The organism is Marinomonas spartinae, from assembly GCF_016461715.1.
Taxonomy (GTDB): Bacteria; Pseudomonadota; Gammaproteobacteria; order Pseudomonadales; family Marinomonadaceae; genus Marinomonas; species Marinomonas spartinae_A.
The window spans coordinates 359,642-376,022 of record NZ_JAEMUI010000002.1 but is presented as its reverse complement, the minus strand read 5'-3'; the positions used below and the strand labels follow the sequence as shown (position 1 = coordinate 376,022).

12 protein-coding genes are annotated in these 16,381 nt (G+C 44.9%); 4 read left to right on the top strand and 8 right to left on the bottom strand.

Annotated elements, in window-relative coordinates; genetic code table 11:
- Position 1: 1 nt before the first annotated feature.
- From JHD45_RS03610 to JHD45_RS03600, 3 genes are read right to left on the bottom strand one after another with little or no spacing between them, the layout of a single operon-like run.
- On the bottom strand, positions 2-1,771 hold the full coding sequence (locus JHD45_RS03610; RefSeq protein ID WP_199474816.1) for an Hsp70 family protein: 1,770 nt from the start codon (positions 1,769-1,771) through the stop codon (positions 2-4).
- Positions 1,772-1,774: 3 nt separating this feature from the next.
- Positions 1,775-2,383, bottom strand: coding sequence for a DUF2760 domain-containing protein (locus JHD45_RS03605; RefSeq protein WP_199474815.1), 609 nt, complete (start codon positions 2,381-2,383; stop codon positions 1,775-1,777).
- Between the two features lie 21 nt (positions 2,384-2,404).
- On the bottom strand, positions 2,405-4,351 hold the full coding sequence (locus tag JHD45_RS03600) for an ATP-binding cassette domain-containing protein (RefSeq protein WP_199474814.1): 1,947 nt from the start codon (positions 4,349-4,351) through the stop codon (positions 2,405-2,407).
- Positions 4,352-4,651: 300 nt separating this feature from the next.
- On the opposite strand from JHD45_RS03600, the gene JHD45_RS03595 reads away from it, so the two are divergent.
- The 4 genes from JHD45_RS03595 (at position 4,652) to JHD45_RS03580 (ending at position 10,704) form a co-directional block, all read left to right on the top strand.
- Positions 4,652-5,806 (top strand): efflux RND transporter periplasmic adaptor subunit, encoded by a 1,155-nt coding sequence (locus tag JHD45_RS03595; RefSeq protein WP_199474813.1) that lies wholly within the window; start codon positions 4,652-4,654, stop codon positions 5,804-5,806.
- 45 nt (positions 5,807-5,851) lie between these two features.
- Positions 5,852-8,962, top strand: a complete 3,111-nt coding sequence (locus JHD45_RS03590) for an efflux RND transporter permease subunit (protein ID WP_199474812.1) — start codon at positions 5,852-5,854, stop codon at positions 8,960-8,962.
- A 167-nt stretch (positions 8,963-9,129) separates the two neighbouring features.
- Entirely contained in the window at positions 9,130-9,897 is a 768-nt protein-coding gene (locus tag JHD45_RS03585) for a motility protein A (protein WP_199474811.1), read from the top strand.
- 3 nt (positions 9,898-9,900) lie between these two features.
- Entirely contained in the window at positions 9,901-10,704 is an 804-nt protein-coding gene (locus tag JHD45_RS03580; protein ID WP_199474810.1) for an OmpA/MotB family protein, read from the top strand.
- 124 nt (positions 10,705-10,828) lie between these two features.
- Here JHD45_RS03580 and JHD45_RS03575 read toward each other — a convergent pair whose 3' ends face one another.
- From JHD45_RS03575 to folC, 5 genes are all read right to left on the bottom strand, one after another.
- Complete coding sequence (locus tag JHD45_RS03575; RefSeq protein WP_199474809.1) at positions 10,829-12,001, bottom strand: O-succinylhomoserine sulfhydrylase; 1,173 nt, start codon at positions 11,999-12,001, stop codon at positions 10,829-10,831.
- Between the two features lie 262 nt (positions 12,002-12,263).
- The gene (purF, locus tag JHD45_RS03570; protein WP_199474808.1) at positions 12,264-13,775 is read right to left on the bottom strand and encodes an amidophosphoribosyltransferase; all 1,512 of its coding nucleotides are present in this window, start codon (positions 13,773-13,775) and stop codon (positions 12,264-12,266) included.
- 83 nt (positions 13,776-13,858) lie between these two features.
- Positions 13,859-14,392 (bottom strand): CvpA family protein, encoded by a 534-nt coding sequence (locus tag JHD45_RS03565; RefSeq protein WP_199474807.1) that lies wholly within the window; start codon positions 14,390-14,392, stop codon positions 13,859-13,861.
- 45 nt (positions 14,393-14,437) lie between these two features.
- Positions 14,438-15,100 (bottom strand): SPOR domain-containing protein, encoded by a 663-nt coding sequence (locus JHD45_RS03560; RefSeq protein WP_199474806.1) that lies wholly within the window; start codon positions 15,098-15,100, stop codon positions 14,438-14,440.
- On the bottom strand, positions 15,094-16,377 hold the full coding sequence (folC, locus tag JHD45_RS03555; RefSeq protein WP_199474805.1) for a bifunctional tetrahydrofolate synthase/dihydrofolate synthase: 1,284 nt from the start codon (positions 16,375-16,377) through the stop codon (positions 15,094-15,096). The genes JHD45_RS03560 and folC overlap by 7 nt, the downstream gene beginning before the upstream one ends.
- Between the last annotated feature and the right edge of the window lie 4 nt (positions 16,378-16,381).

Sequence of the window (16,381 nt, the reverse complement as noted above, 5' to 3'; positions counted from 1 at the left end):
TTTACGCCTCCCTAACTTGAAACTCAATGGTCCAACTTAGGTCAGATTGCGTATCATGTGCTTGCAATAATAGTAGGCCCAACTCCGTCACTCGTGCGGTCAAATAAACACGCACCATGTCCCCTTCATGATAATGCCCAGCATCTAAACGAATCGACAAAGGATTCAACTCATTTAACTGACCAAGAGAGAATGAAGAAATAACGTTACCTACTTCATCTACATCACTGCTTTGCGACTGGAAGAAGCGGAATGTCACGCTTTCCCCCACCACCAGAGAAAATTCATTCGGCAGCATCTGCTCTTCTGAGCCTTCCTCCAACCCAAAAGGGGCCACACAAATCGCGTCGACTGGCGGTGCCATACCTGGAATTGCTGGCATCGGGCTTGCCACACCAATATAGTAATTCGCCGCCAAACCACTTTTTACTTTAACACCGCCTTGCGCCTGAACTTGGGCATAGTAAGTTGCGCCCTTAGCAACAGCGTGGTCTAAATGTGAAGGCGTCAGCATGGTAAATTTGCTATCCCCCAACATATAGGCCAAACGCGCCTCAAGTGTTGAGCGAATGACACCAGCATTAAATACACCACCGTTTAGCAATATTTTGCTCGGCGTTACATCGTGCTGAGATAAAAACTCACTAATATGACGGGTAATCGCAGGATCGCCTTCGTACTCTAAATTGATGGTGCTAAAACCGCTACGGGCATTCTTTTGAGCTTGCTCACCTAGCGTGACTTGCGGGAAGAAACCGTCAATTAATAATTGCTGTACATCGTTTTGCGTCAATGTCGCTTTGATACTGTTGTTAAACAGACTACGACCTCGGCTTGGCACCACCACGCTCGCATCTTGTAAATCCGGATTCGACAGCAAACGCTCTTTCGCTTCACGACAAGCTTGCGTCAAACCACTAATTTGCCAAGGCTCAAGGTTCGTACCATTTTGCGCAAGTTGTGCCGCCATATGGTAGGTTAAGGTTAGATCCATATTATCGCCGCCAAGCAAAATATGTCGACCAACCGCTACACGCTCTAAACCCAACGCTCCTTCTTGGTCGACAGCTTTGATAAGCGATAAATCCGTCGTGCCGCCCCCCACATCGACCACAAGGATGTGCTCGTTGACGTCCAGACTGTCGGTCCAGTTTTGCTGATCACTTAACCAAGCATAAAAGGCAGCTAATGGCTCTTCAATCAAGCGAGCTCGCAAGCCGATTTTCGCGGCCGCTTGCTCGGTAATGGTCCGAGCCGCTGGATCAAACGAGGCTGGCACAGTAATCACCACGGTTTGTTCCGCGATAGGCGCATTGGGAAATTGATGCTCCCAAGCACTCACTAAATGAGATAATAAGGTTTCTGTCACTTGTGCAGGTGATACTTTTTGCACTTCTGGTAAGGCATCAACGGGCAAGACAGCTTCATCGGCACTCACCCTAGCATGACATAACCAGCTTTTGGCACTTTGAACCAGTCGACCAGCTGACTTGGTCCCCAGTTCACGAGCCAATTGTCCAACCACTGATGACGTACTTCCCCAAGGCAATTGTAAATCGCTGTCTAAAAACTCGCTTTGATGGGGAAAATACACAAAAGAAGGTAGTAAAGGTCGAGCATCAACTTGACCCGCAGCAATAAACTGCGGAATCAATAACTGCTGAATAGCCGCTGGCATGGAGTGAGTGTCTGATGACGCCAGAGCAGACTGTGAATAATAGACAGCCGAATGCGTGGTACCCAAATCGATACCAATAAAATATTGATTCATGATTTATACCTCGATTTCGGCTGGCGCTAATATGGTTAGATTGTCAGTATCACTGACTTTGGGTAAGCGCGTTTCAGTGATTTTCCAGCCTGGGTGTATCAAGGTGCCCTTATAAGGCCCTTTGCCTTCCACTCGCCCTTCCAGCTTAATTTGCTTCGCATCGTAATCCGCAGGCACTTCTACTCGGCTATTTTCGGCAGCGCTGTTCACTACGTCGAGGGACACCACATCAATAGTGAAATGCTGTTTTAATACTTTTGCGCAACCCGCATGAATTTGCCGAGACGCAGCTCCAACATCAGCATCACTGTACTCATCTATGCTTTCTTGTAGAAAATCAATAAAACGAGCCCCTTGCTGAAGCAACTGCAATAATTGATGAGCACCGTCTTCATTGACTGTATCCAATGTTGGCGACGCCACTTCGATTTCCCGAATGATTTCGACTTCTTTGGTAATCACTTTGGGCTCAGCTTCAAATGCAAGTAACTCGCCTTGCCCTACATGCTGACAGCGAGCAGCATAATCACCACTCCCCATGTATTTGAAGAATTGGCCAAAGGCACCAAAAAAACGCGATATAAAAGAAACTGGTTGAATTTTTTGTGTCATAAATTACCCATTCTGCGCGGTTTATCCATTCTGCATAGTTTCAAGCTCTAGCCAACGTTCCATCATGGTTTCAAGCTCTTGTTCTTTGTCTGCCATCATTGCCAAGGTTTGCTCAATGTTTTGTGCATCACCTGTATAAAAATCAGGAGAACTTGTTATGTCCTGTAAAGCGGCAATGTCCTCTTCTAACTTAGCAATGGTCTCTGGCATTGCATCAAATTCACGCTGCAGTTTATAACTCAGCTTTGTTTTTGGTTTAGGAGTGGAGGCTGCTGCTTTAGTAGTCGTTTGCTGGGTGGCTTCTGCAACTTTTTTCGCTTCGGCTTTTGCTTGTTCTTTTTTAGTTGGTACATCATCCGTTTGCGACGTGGATTCTGCGGGGAACTTACCACCTTGACGGATCCAGTCTTGATAACCGCCGACGTACTCTTTTACGTTACCTTCGCCTTCAAACGCAATCACACTCGTCACCACGTTATCTAGGAATGAACGATCGTGACTCACGAGCAGCAAAGTGCCATCGTAATTCATTAACAGTTCTTCCAAAAGCTCTAGGGTTTCGACGTCTAGATCGTTGGTTGGCTCATCCATGATCAGCAAGTTAGCAGGCTTCGTGAAGAGTTTCGCCAACAATACACGGTTTCGCTCACCACCTGATAACGCCTTAACAGGGGTACGTGCCCGCTCAGGAGGAAACAGAAAATCCCCAAGATAGCCAATCACATGTTTGCTCTGACCGTTAATCTCGATGGTATCTTTGCCTTCGCCAACGTTTTCTACCACCGTTTGCTCAGGGTCAAGTTGCTCACGCAGCTGATCAAAATAAGCAACGTTCAGTTTGGTCCCCTGACGAACAGTGCCGGATTTTGGTTTCAAATCCCCCAGCAGAATTTTCAAAAACGTACTTTTACCACAGCCGTTTGGTCCAATCAGGCCAATACGATCACCACGGTTCACAATAAAATCCATGGGATTGAGAATCACTTTATCCTCAAATGCATGACCGACTTGTGTGAATTCCGCTACCAGCTTGCCCGATTTATCTTTCGTTTCAATCGCCATTTTAGCATTACCTTGACGATTAATACGTTCGGAACGTTCTTGACGTAAAGCTTTCAAGGCACGTACACGCCCCTCGTTACGCGTACGACGGGCTTTTATCCCTTGGCGTATCCAGACTTCCTCTTCAGCCAAACGCTTATCAAACAAAGCATTGGCTCGTTCTTCTTCTTCGAGCAATTTTTCTTTGAAAACAAGAAACTCATGAATGTTTCCAGTGAAAGAAATCAAATTACCGCGATCCAGTTCCACGATACGATTGGCCAGCTTCTCTAGAAAACGGCGGTCGTGGGTAATAAATAAGATCAAGCCACGGAATTGTTGGAGTTGTTGCTCCATCCATTCGATGGTTGGTACGTCCAAATGGTTAGTTGGCTCATCAAGTAGTAGAATATCGGGATTCGAAATTAACGCCTGTGCCAAAATAACACGACGACGCCAACCACCAGATAACTCCGACATGAGTTTGTCAGCAGGCAATCTTAAACGCTGAACCATGTGGTTCACTCGCTGCTCTAAATCCCACCCTTGGATTTTATCTAACTCTGCCTGGATCTCACCAAGCTCATGGGAGTGATCGTTTTCAAAATCCTCTAACAAGGAAAAGTAGCGTTTCATCAAGTGATGGGCTTGACCTGCCCCTTCACTGACAACTTCACGAACGGTTTTCTCATTAGCGTCTGGTAGTTCTTGAGGGAGCTGGGCGATTTTCATGCCCCCTTCAATACGAACTACCCCTTCATCCGGTATTTGCTCACCAGAGACGACTTTTAAAAAAGTAGATTTACCCGCACCATTACGACCAATGATGGCAACACGCTCACCCGCTTCAGCAGAAAAGCTGATTTTCGACAGCAACGGATTATGTCCGAATGCAACACTAACCTGTTCTAACGACAATAGACTCATATCTATCCATATAAAATAGTGTAAATTTTTTGTGGCGCTATAGTAGCACCCTTCCTAATGAAGGTTTAGTGAATACCGCACACCAAAAAGCAAAAATCCTATTTAGATGAACGGTTTTTATGCCAAGTCTGTTTTTTTAAGCGTTTTCAAGATAAGCCTATCGACCGACACCTTAAGCTTTTTGCAATAATCATGGCAATAATGTGTTAATGAATTCTTTTTATGCCTATAATTCCACGCTATATCTAGACTTGATTGATCCATGATGGGAAGCCAATGTCAGCTAATAAGGAGATATGAATGGCGTTGAAAACTAAGCTGGGACCGGTGACGGCGATTCTCATCGTCGCAGCAATAGCATGTTGGTTATTGATCGGCGGAAAAGGCATTATTACAGCGCAACACAATAGTCATAAAGTAGAATCGCAGCCTCCTAAGCCCGATTCGATGGCTAACGCACACCCACAAACAGCCTCACTGACATCGGTACAAGCTAAACGGATTTACGCCCAAAACATTGATTTGCATTTGACGCTATCGGGTCAAACCATGGCGGGGAAGACGGTCACGCTACATAATCAATATGCTGGCAAAATTACCTCTCTGCCAGTTACAAAAGGCGATCATGTCAAAGCAGGTGATGTACTGCTCAAAGTCGATACTCGGACATTAGCAGCTCAATTAGAAGAAGCTCGGCTCCTCGTCAAACAACGCCATTTAGAACTGGATGGCATCACGAAATTAAGCAAAAGCAACCTTTCTTCTCAGGTCAAATTGGCTGAAGCGAAAACCTTGTTAGGGACAGCCACAAGCAACCTTAAGCAACTTGAGGTGCAGCTCGAAAACGCGACAATTACCGCCCCCTTTGATGGAGTAATGAATACGGTAGATGTAGAAAAGGGGCAACAGTTAGCAAAAGACGCGACCATAGGAACCCTTGTCTCACTTGATCCCTTACATATCCAAGTGGCCATTCCACAAAATAAAATACAACACATCCATATAGGGACAAAAGGCCAGGTGAAACTCGACTCCGGCTATACTGCTATGGGCACAGTTGACTATATCAGCGCGGTCGCAAACCAGCAAAGCAGAACAATTCCGGTAGAACTAACCATCGCCAACCCTAATCAAACGGCCCCAGCAGGCATAACCGCCGATGTCGATTTTATATTGGATCAACAACATGCCCATGCCTTCTCAGCGGCCTTGTTAACATTGAATGGGGCTGGGGAAACAGCAGTTAAAATTCTTGATAAAAACAATATTGTTCAGATCTTACCCGTTACGCCTCTTAAATCGGAACGAGACAAAGTCTGGGTGGGGGGGTTACCGGATACGGTAACCATCATTACCGTCGGCCAAGGCTTTGTAAAAGCCGGAGAAAAAGTAGCACCTCATTTTGACAATGAGAACACCAATGCAACCACACCACCAGCAGAACAAGCAAACTAGAATGGCTACACGGTCTACGCATTTGGACAAAAAGGAATTTACACCATGCAAACCTTAATTGACGCTGCGCTCGCTCGCTCCCGCACGGTATTATTATTATTTGCCTTGGTGATTGTGTCTGGCATCGCTTCTTATATCAGCATTGCTAAGGAAAGCACCCCCGATATTACCATTCCAATGGCTTACGTATCGGTCTCATTAGAAGGCATTTCTCCTGAGGACGCTGACAGTCTTTTAGTCAAGCCCTTAGAAAAAGAACTAAAAGGTTTAGAAGGCCTCAAGGAAATTCGCTCCACCGCATCCGAAGGACATGCATCGATTATTTTAGAATTCCAGCAAGGCACAAACATTGATCAAGCACTAATTGATGCTCAGCAAAAGGTCGATCGTGCCAAGAGTGAACTACCAAGCGATGTAGACGAACCCACAGTTACCGAGATTAATTTATCTACCTTCCCAGTATTGCGAATCAATCTGTATGGCAATTTGGATTTTGCCACCTTAAGCAAAATAGCCAACAACTTACAAGATAAAATAGAAGCTAGTCCAGGCGTACTTGAGGCAAAAATCAGTGGTGATCGTGATCAACAAGCGCACATTGTTGTGAGTCCTGATAAGCTCAACACCTACAACCTGTCATTGCCTGATGTAATGAATTTTGTTGATAAGAATAACCGCCTCGTCGCGGCTGGTAACCTAGACACGGGTGCAGGCCGTTTTCCTCTTAAAGTACCTGGCCTGCTTAAAACAAAAGACGATATTTTAAATTTACCGATTAAGGTGAATGGCGATCAAGTGGTGTTATTAGGGGATATTGCCAGCGGAGAACTCGGCTTCGAAGACCCAACCAGCCACGCCCGTGTAGAAGGCCGCAATAGTATTACGCTGGCGGTGTCTAAGCGGGTCGGAGCCAACATCATAGAAACCATCAATGGGGTCAAAGCCATCACCCAACAAGCCAGTAAGCAGTGGCCTGCAGGTGTGAAGTATGAGTTTACCCAAGACGAATCCAAACAAATTGAAACCTCCCTCAACGATCTCTTCAATAACGTCTTAATCGCCACGTTATTGGTGATGATTGTTATTGTTTGGGCGTTAGGTATTCGTAGTGCCCTCTTAGTTGGCATCGCCATACCCGGGGCCTTTTTAGCAGGTATTTTACTGCTCAATATCCAAGGCTACACCATCAATATGGTTGTGCTATTTTCTTTGATATTAAGTGTTGGCATGCTGGTAGATGGAGCGATTGTTGTAACCGAATACGCTGATCGAAAACTTGCAGAAGGTGCCACGAAAAAAGCAGCTTATGCTGAAGCCGCCAAACGCATGGCATGGCCTATTACCGCTTCCACTGCCACCACATTAGCGGTCTTTCTCCCGCTACTTTTCTGGCCAGGCATTGCCGGAGAGTTTATGCGCTTCATGCCAATCACTGTTATCGCAACCCTCTCATCATCTCTTGTCATGGCCCTTATCATTATCCCCACCATCGGCTCTTTAATCGGCAAAAAAGGCGCCTATTCCCCTAAAATGCTCAAGACGTTAGCCTTGGCGGAATCAGGCGATCTAAAACAACTTAAAGGATTTGTCGGGACATACAGCCGAGTGCTCAGCAAACTAATTGAGTATCCTATTTGGGTACTGCTTGCCACCATTTTGTTACTGATCGCTATTTTTATCAGCTATGGGAAATTTGGCAAAGGGGTGGAGTTTTTCCCCAATATAGAGCCTGAAGTGGCGCAATTAGAAATCCATGCCCGGGGCAACTTATCGCTGGAAGAAAAAGACAAGCTGGTACAAAAGGTTGAAAAACTCGTATTAGGTAACCCTAACATTACCAGCTTGGTCGCCACCTCCTACGCCAAAGTCAATAATAATGATGCCCCAGATAGCATAGGCACACTCACTATGGAATTTGTCGACTGGTATAAACGTGAACCTGCCAGCGTCATTTTGCAGCGCATTAGAGAGAAAACAAAGCAAATCCCCGGTATCCAAGTCACCTCTGTGGTGCAACAAAATGGCCCTCAGTCCGACACCGATATTCAATTGCAACTCAGTTCTGACTACGGACAGATACTCAATAAAACCGCCGATGCCGTGATCAAAAAGTTAAAAGCCAGCGATGCCATAGTCTCTGTCGATGACGATAGATCCTTGCCTGGCATAGAGTGGCGTTTTGACATTGATAGGGCCAAAGCCGCCCGTTATGGCGTTGATGTCAATACACTAGGCAGCGTCATCAAGTTGGTCACTAACGGTATTAAACTAAGTGACTTCCTACCAGAAGGCGCGGACGACAAAATTGACATCGTCCTACGCTACCCTATTAACAATCGTAGTTTAGAGCAACTGGATCATTTACAAATTCCATCTAACCAAGGCCCGATCCCTGCCAGTAATTTTATTCATCGCTACGCCGCCCAAAAACAAGGTGTGATCAACCGTACCGATGGCAAGAAAACGGTGAAAATTAATGCTGACGTAAAAGACGGATTGATCGTTGACCAAGTAATAAAGCAAATCAAAAAAGAGCTTGATGCCTCGAACCTACCCAAAGCTGTCAGCTATCAATTTCGAGGTAATACCGAAGACCAACAAGAGGCTCAAACCTTTTTACTGAAAGCCTTTGGCGTTGCTTTCTTCATTATGGCCATTATATTGGTGACACAGTTCAATAACTTCTTCCAATGCTTATTGATTTTAAGTGCGGTTATCTTCTCCACCATGGGGGTGTTAGTTGGCTTAATGATAAAAGGAGACCCTTTTGGGATCGTCATGAGCGGTGTCGGTGTGATTGCTCTGGCGGGTGTTGTCGTTAATAATAATATTGTATTGATTGACACCTTTAATGTGTTGCGAAGTCAGGGGTTGTCGGTAAAAGAGGCGGCTGTGAGAACGGGAGTACAGCGCCTTCGCCCTGTCATGCTCACCACCATCACCACCATTCTAGGCTTGGTTCCTATGGTGTTTCAACTCAATATCGACCTGCTGCAAGCAGATATCAGTGTAGGCGCCCCCTCTTCTCAGTGGTGGACTCAGCTATCAACAGCCATTGCAGGCGGCCTTACTTTCGCCACGCCATTAACTCTTATACTCACCCCATGCTTATTGGTATTAGGGTATCGCCGCAAAGAAAGGTTAAATAGCCTTTGAATCGATGGCGCAAAAACAGTGAGATCAGGGATGGGAAAAACACACAATCAGAGACAAAAGCCAAACAAAATTAAAAACTATCGACAATTCATAACTTGTCATGTCAATAAACCCTCTACATAATGTCAATCTCATTACATTATGAATCGTGCTAGGCTTATTAATTTATGGATTTTACGTCTTTTGTAGGGATCATCTCAGGTCTCGCGTTAATCGTTTCTGCGATTCTTTATGGTAGTAGCGATATCAGTATTTTTGTCAACGTTCCGGGCATTATGATTGTCATCGGCGGTACCATTGCCGCCACGCTATTTACGTTTCAATTCAAAGACACGATGGCCGCTTTTCGTGCAGCCGCCATTGTTTTTACCCAGGACAAACAGAATCCACAACAGATGATTGCTACCATGCTGCAATTAACTAGAGTAGCTCGACGTGAAGGCTTAATGGCGTTAAGTCGTGAAAAAGCCGACTCCCCTTTCTTACAAAGAGCACTCAATATGGCCTCTGATGCCTCCGATGAGGACTATATTCGTCATACCCTACAAGCCGATATTGACTCGTTAAAAATGCGCCACTATGTGGTTCAGGACGTGTTTAAAAAAATGGGCATGTACGCCCCTGCGTTTGGCATGCTTGGGACGTTAATTGGCTTGATTCAGATGCTGTCCCATCTTAATAACCCAGATGCCATTGGTCCTGCTATGGCTGTTGCACTATTAACCACCTTCTATGGTTCCATTTTATCGACAGTGATTTTTCAGCCCATTGCTGGCAAGCTCAAAGCCAGAACCATTTTAGAAATACAAACTCTGGAAATCATCCGAGATGGTACCATCGCCATGATGGGCAGCAATAACTATCTAGCCGTGTATGAGCGACTCTCTTCCTATGTCCCCGCTCATCAGCGTAAACCTGTTGGTCTTAGGGATTAGACGATGGATGATCCTTTTTTCGAAGATGATGAGGTTCCAACATGGATCTTCACCTTTGCTGATTTAATGTCTCTGCTTTTGGTGTTTTTTATTCTGTTATTTTCACTGTCGAGAATGACTCAATCGACTTTAGAGTCAACTTTATCCTCTATTCAAATTGCTATCTCGAACAAAAATAATATCAAAGGAACGGACAACAAACCGGCTCAAGGTGGCAACAAAATCATAACCCCCATCCCACTAAAAAATACCGACACGAAATCCGGTAAAAGCGATTCACAAGCAGACGAAGACGCCCCTGATGCGAACCTTCCCAAGATGGAACGAGACTTACAACGGCAACTTGATGCCTATAAACTGAATAAAATGGTGTCTGTTTCAGAAAATGGTGACAAACTCATCATCCGAGTTGATGGAAAAAGTTTATTCGCCTCAGGTGAGGCCGAGATTGGTTATGATGCCGACTTTATCTTAAACACCTTGCTCTATACCTTTAAGAAGTACCCAAATTATACAATCAACATCCAAGGACATACGGATAATGTGCCCATAAAAACAGCACGCTTTCCAAGCAACTGGGAGCTGTCAGCGATCCGTGCCACGACCATTTTGCGCTATTTCCTAGACAAAGGCATCTCACCCGAACGAATGACGGCAACAGGTTATGCAGACAGTATTCCGCTCGTGCCAAATGATACGCCTGCAGACCGCGCTAAAAATCGGCGTGCTGAGTTTGTTTTGGAAAGGATGCCTAAGTCTGCCACCAAAGAGCAACCTCAGGAAACCAAGCCTTTGGCGTTTCCGTAACCTTAAGAAGTAGATAGCCCCTTAAAAAAGGGACAACTTAAACCTTCAGATAGAAAAAGAGAATGCAGCAATAGGACTGCATTCTCTTTTCGGGTGACATACTATCAAGGCAATAGCTTTTCAGTTAGATCTGAGACAAAGCCCCATCAAAATCCGTGATAATATCTTCGATGTCTTCCAAACCTACCGATACACGAATCAAACCTTCCACAATGCCCGCTTTGGCTTTTTCCTCATCGGTTAACCGACCGTGTGTAGTGGTAGCAGGATGCGTCACCAAGGTTTTAGTATCACCTAAATTACCCGTGATAGACACCAGCTTGGCACTATTAATTACTCGCCATGCCGCCTCACGACCTCCTTCAACTTCGAACGACAATAGCCCACCAAAATCTTTTTGCTGCTTCTTGGCAAGCTCGTGATATTTATGGCTTGGTAAACCACCATAGTTCACTTTTTTGACCTTCGGGTGAGCCTCTAAAAACTGTGCCAATTTAAGCGCATTCGCTGAATGTGCGGTCATCCGTAGCGCCAAGGTTTCTAAACCATTAACTAAAACCCATGCGTTAAATGGACTCATGCATGGCCCCGCACTGCGCATAAAGGCCGTAAACACCTCTACTATCTCTTTGTTTGAGATCAATGCCCCACCAAGAGTACGGCCTTGTCCATCAATGAACTTCGTCGCCGATTGCATCACGATATCCGCCCCCTGCGTTAAAGGGTTCTGAAGGGCTGGTGTTGCTAATACTGTATCGACACACAGTAATGCCCCTTTCCCATGAGCAAGGTCTGCCACACGCTGTACATCCACTACTTCATATAGTGGGTTGGACGGTGTTTCAAAATAACAAAGCTTAGTGTTTTCATCGATAGCCTCTTCCCAAGCTTGATAGTCCGTCGCATCCACATACACCACTTCCACACCAAATTTGGTTGTGTAGGTACTAAAGAATTTAACCGTAGATCCAAAGATGTTACGAGAGCAAACAACTTTATCGCCAGTACTCAACAGACTGTATGCCATGGTCATCAAAGCCGCCATACCGGAACTGGTCGCAATCGCCGCTTCCCCCTTTTCCAGGGTAGCTAAACGCTTTTCAAACAACTCAACGGTGGGGTTAGTAAAGCGAGAATATACATTGCCATCTTCTTCTCCAGAAAACTTACTCGCGGCCTCTTGAGCACTTGAATAAGCGAAGCTAGAGGTAGCAAAAATCGCTTCACTATTTTCCTGCTCCTGCGTCTGACGAACACCAGAATGAATCGCATTCGTCGCATCTTTATAATCAGGCATTCCTGTCTCTCCAACTTGGTTACTACTTATAAACCCTACATATCACAATTCTATGGGAGGCTTTTGAAAAAGCCTTTTCCAATTCATCCGTACTAAACCTATCGAGCCCAAGGCATCCTAAACCACTTTAATCAGGCTAAAAATCGACAGATTAAAAAACAATAAAGCCAGGCGACAACCTGGCTTTATTTCACGGGATTATGTCACTGAAAACCAGCGCTCACATGTCCTTCTCTAAATTTACCATAGACAGTCTATTTTTCTACATAGGGTACATCATGTCACTACTAGAACTCACTGTGATAGCTGCCTTTTTGGCATCATTGCGCGCTTCTTGCAAACGTTCCAAATACGCGTCATCGATATCACCTGTGATGTACTGGCCATTAAAGACCGAAGTATCAAATTCACGCACCTCAGAATGCTTTTCATCGATACAGGCCTCAATCAAATCGTCCAGATCTTGGAAGATCAGTTTATCCGCTCCGATTAGCTCACAAATTTCATCAACATTGCGGCCATGAGCAATCAATTCCGTTACCGCAGGCATATCGATACCATAAACGTTTGGATAGCGTACTTCTGGAGCAGCAGAGGCAATGTACACTTTTTTCGCACCCGCTTCGCGAGCCATCTCGATAATTTCTTTACTGGTAGTGCCACGCACAATGGAGTCATCAACCAATAAAACCGTTTTGTCTTTGAATTCAAAGGGTACTGGGTTGAGTTTTTGACGCACCGATTTTTTACGAACAGCCTGACCCGGCATAATAAACGTACGGCCAATATAACGATTTTTCACCAAGCCTTCTCGAAACGGGATATTCAACGTTTGTGCAATTTGCAATGCCGCCGTACGACTCGTGTCCGGAATGGGGATAACCACATCAATATCATGATCTTGCCACTCTCTCTGGATTTTCGCCGCTAAACGATCCCCCATATTGATACGCGCCTTATAGACGGAAATATTGTCAATCACTGTATCAGGGCGCGCAAAATATACGTATTCAAACAAGCAAGGACGAGGCACTTTCTTCGGTGTACACTGACGCACATGAACCTTATGGTTCACATCGAAGAAAATCGCCTCACCGGGCTGAATATCCCGCTCAATAGTAAAACCTGCAGCATCCAAGGCGACACTTTCAGAGGCCACCATATACTCAATGCCACCATTTTCACTCATTTTTGAGCCGTAAATCAGTGGACGAATACCATCAGGGTCACGGAAGGCTAAAATTCCATAGCCCGTAATCAGAGCAACAACTGCATACCCACCCTCGATACGCTTATAAACACGCTCTAGCGCATTAAAGATATCATCAGGCGTTGGAATTAACTTGTTTTCTAAACTCATCTCATGAGCTAAGACATTCAATAGAACCTCTGAATCAGACGTCGTATTGATGTGGCGCAAGTCGGACTCAAACACTTCTTGTTTAAGCTTGGCGGTGTTGGTTAAATTACCATTATGCGCCAGTGAAATACCGTAAGGTGAGTTAACATAAAAAGGCTGCGCTTCTGCAGAACTGGAAGTTCCAGCGGTGGGGTAACGAGCATGCCCAATGCCAATGTTACCATGTAGTTTTTTCATATGACGTGTACGAAAAACTTCGCTCACAGGTCCATTGTCTTTGCGTAAGCATAATAGTCCATTATGACTTGTCACCATCCCAGCTGCATCTTGACCACGATGTTGCAGAACAGTCAAAGCATCAAAAATGGTTTGGTTAACCATGGACGTGCCAACGACACCAACGATACCACACATGTATTAGATCCTCGTATTGGGGAAATTACGTAAAATACGCAAAAAGGTTCTTCTTCGGGTGGTTACTCATCATAAGCAACCAGTTAACTACCTAGAACACGATTTATGAGAGACGGACTGACCGCATCCGAACTCTTGCCTAACATATCTCGCGTCCAGTCTTTTAATAACACCAATTGAGGGATCAGAGTCGAGGTTTTCCACATCTGAGTTTTTTCAATTGATGGACTTAAACTTAGTAAGGATACAAACGCCACGACCACTAAGGCCCCTCGCGCAAAGCCAAATACCATACCTAATACCCGGTCAGTACTAGACAATCCAGTAACTTGTATAAGTGAGCCTATTAAGTAACTCACCAAGGCACAAATGATTAAAGTAGCAACAAATAGAGCAATAAAGGCCACTATATAACGGACTTGATCGCTCTGAATTTGCTGAACCAATAAAGCCTGCATATTATCCGAAAACTTAACAGCTACAACAAACGCTACAACCCAAGTCACCAGAGACAATACTTCTTTAACAAACCCTCTCTTTAAACTCAACAAAGTCGATACAAGAACAACGGCGATGATCAGCCAATCTATTGTAGTAATAGAGTTTACTGTGTTCATAATGGTCTCCATAAAATCGCGGAGGATTTTAACAGAAGCGAATCGCTAATTCTCTGAAAACTTCGTCACAAATCCCTTCAGACCAAATTTCTTTTTAATGTCACTCATAGTTTTCTCAGACGCACTTCTCTCAAACTCAGGACCAACATAGACCTTATTCAGAGAGCTGCTGGTGATACTATATGCCGAGTAATTTGCCTTTTTTAACTTATCCACCAAACGTTTTGCATTCGCCTCATTCGCAAAGGTGGCAATTTGTACTGTCCAACGAACGGCCATTTGTGGCTTAGGCTGGCTTTTGCTGGCGACACTGGTTTGTTTATCTGTTGACGCTTTTGCCGCACTGGATGAAGAGGAGCCTGTTTGGGCAGATTGATTTGACACCGAAGTGTCTTTCTTAACAGACGCCTTATCGGCTGGTACAAGTGTAATATCTTGAGGTTGTTTGATAGGAATCGCTGTGGTGGAGTGTTTGTTTGTGACAGAAACATGAGTGACATCATTTGTAGAAGACGTATCCGGCAAATTGTCTACAGGCTGAGTTGCCGCTATTTTTGCCTCTGGAAACACGGGGGCTTTACTCACTTCTACCTGAACCCCCAACTCAGGGGGACGTTTACCATTTAAAACTTGCGGTAGAATAATCGCCGCAGCGACAATCATAATGCCGGCACCGATTAACCTGTGAGTCAAAGTTTTATCTAACATGGAACACCTTTTTCTCGATCATGCTGCAAATAACGAGCATGCTCTAAATAGTCTGTAACCGTTACAAAAGAACCAAATACAACGACGGCCCTTGACTCCTCAATCGCCTGAGCGACGGCGGCATCATAAGCTTGTGCTACCGATGGAAAAGACTGCTTGTATGGATGAGTCAGCTTGGTAAATAGTTCATCCGCCTTCGCTCCTCGTATACCCTTCAGGTCCGCACAATACCATGCTGAGAATTGCGAACCTAAAATGACCATAACACTGGCAATGTCTTTGTCTTTTAACATACCACAAACAGCAATAGGAGCAGATTCAAAATCAGCAATCCGATTGGCCAGTTCAGTGGCCGCCTCAGGATTATGAGCAACATCAATATACACCAACGGCTCACTGGATACTTTTTGAAAACGTCCGGTTAACTGCGCAGAGTGAAACAACGACGCTAGAGCCTCTTTTGTTGGAGACAATCCCATATAACTCAATATCGCCACGACAGTCGCCGCGTTTTCAATCGGTAGATTGGGGACAGGTAGATCATCAAAGCGAACATTATTGCCAGACCAAGACCACACATTCCCCTTCTTAACGTAGGAAAAATCCGTGCCTTTTTGACGCAATACAGCTCCAATGCCATTTGCTGTATTAGCCAACGATGCGGGAGGGTTAACAACCCCACTGACCAACAGTTTTCCAGCTCGGGCAATCCCCGTTTTTTCCTGTGCAATTACCTCAAGGGAATCACCTAGCCAATCGGTATGATCCAGTGCAATGGACGTCACCACCGCCACATCGGTATCGACCATATTCACCGAATCCAGCCGACCACCAAGACCTACTTCTAGAACCCAATAATCCAAATTTGCTTGAGAGAAAATCCACAATGCAGCCAAAGTACTGAACTCAAAATAAGTCAGAGGTGTGTCACCACGAACCGTTTCGATCACCTTAAAAGCCTGACAAATCAGATCGTCTTCACAGGGCCGATCATCGATCGTAATGCGCTCATTAAAATCGATAAAATGGGGAGAAGTGTAGGTACCTACAGAATGACCTTGAGATTGCAGATACTGGGTCAACATGGCGCAAGTCGAGCCTTTACCATTGGTACCCGCTACTGTAATGATTTTTTCTTTGGGTCTGACAATATTAAGCTTAGCTAAAACCGATGCCCCTCGTTCTAGGCCCAATTCAATTTCTGAAGGATGCTGGCTCTCAATATACGAAAGCCAGTCATCTAGAGACTTACACACAGTCAACGACTCGGATGTCATTCAA

What these genes read in the sequence shown, in the direction of transcription:
- JHD45_RS03610 (WP_199474816.1), bottom strand. Translation starts at nt 1,771, where the DNA reads ATGAATCAATATTTTATTGGTATCGATTTGGGTACCACGCATTCGGCT.
- JHD45_RS03605 (WP_199474815.1), bottom strand. Translation starts at nt 2,383, where the DNA reads ATGACACAAAAAATTCAACCAGTTTCTTTTATATCGCGTTTTTTTGGT.
- JHD45_RS03600 (WP_199474814.1), bottom strand. Translation starts at nt 4,351, where the DNA reads ATGAGTCTATTGTCGTTAGAACAGGTTAGTGTTGCATTCGGACATAAT.
- JHD45_RS03595 (WP_199474813.1), top strand. Translation starts at nt 4,652, where the DNA reads ATGGCGTTGAAAACTAAGCTGGGACCGGTGACGGCGATTCTCATCGTC.
- JHD45_RS03590 (WP_199474812.1), top strand. Translation starts at nt 5,852, where the DNA reads ATGCAAACCTTAATTGACGCTGCGCTCGCTCGCTCCCGCACGGTATTA.
- JHD45_RS03585 (WP_199474811.1), top strand. Translation starts at nt 9,130, where the DNA reads ATGGATTTTACGTCTTTTGTAGGGATCATCTCAGGTCTCGCGTTAATC.
- JHD45_RS03580 (WP_199474810.1), top strand. Translation starts at nt 9,901, where the DNA reads ATGGATGATCCTTTTTTCGAAGATGATGAGGTTCCAACATGGATCTTC.
- JHD45_RS03575 (WP_199474809.1), bottom strand. Translation starts at nt 12,001, where the DNA reads ATGCCTGATTATAAAGATGCGACGAATGCGATTCATTCTGGTGTTCGT.
- purF (WP_199474808.1), bottom strand. Translation starts at nt 13,775, where the DNA reads ATGTGTGGTATCGTTGGTGTCGTTGGCACGTCCATGGTTAACCAAACC.
- JHD45_RS03565 (WP_199474807.1), bottom strand. Translation starts at nt 14,392, where the DNA reads ATGAACACAGTAAACTCTATTACTACAATAGATTGGCTGATCATCGCC.
- JHD45_RS03560 (WP_199474806.1), bottom strand. Translation starts at nt 15,100, where the DNA reads ATGTTAGATAAAACTTTGACTCACAGGTTAATCGGTGCCGGCATTATG.
- folC (WP_199474805.1), bottom strand. Translation starts at nt 16,377, where the DNA reads ATGACATCCGAGTCGTTGACTGTGTGTAAGTCTCTAGATGACTGGCTT.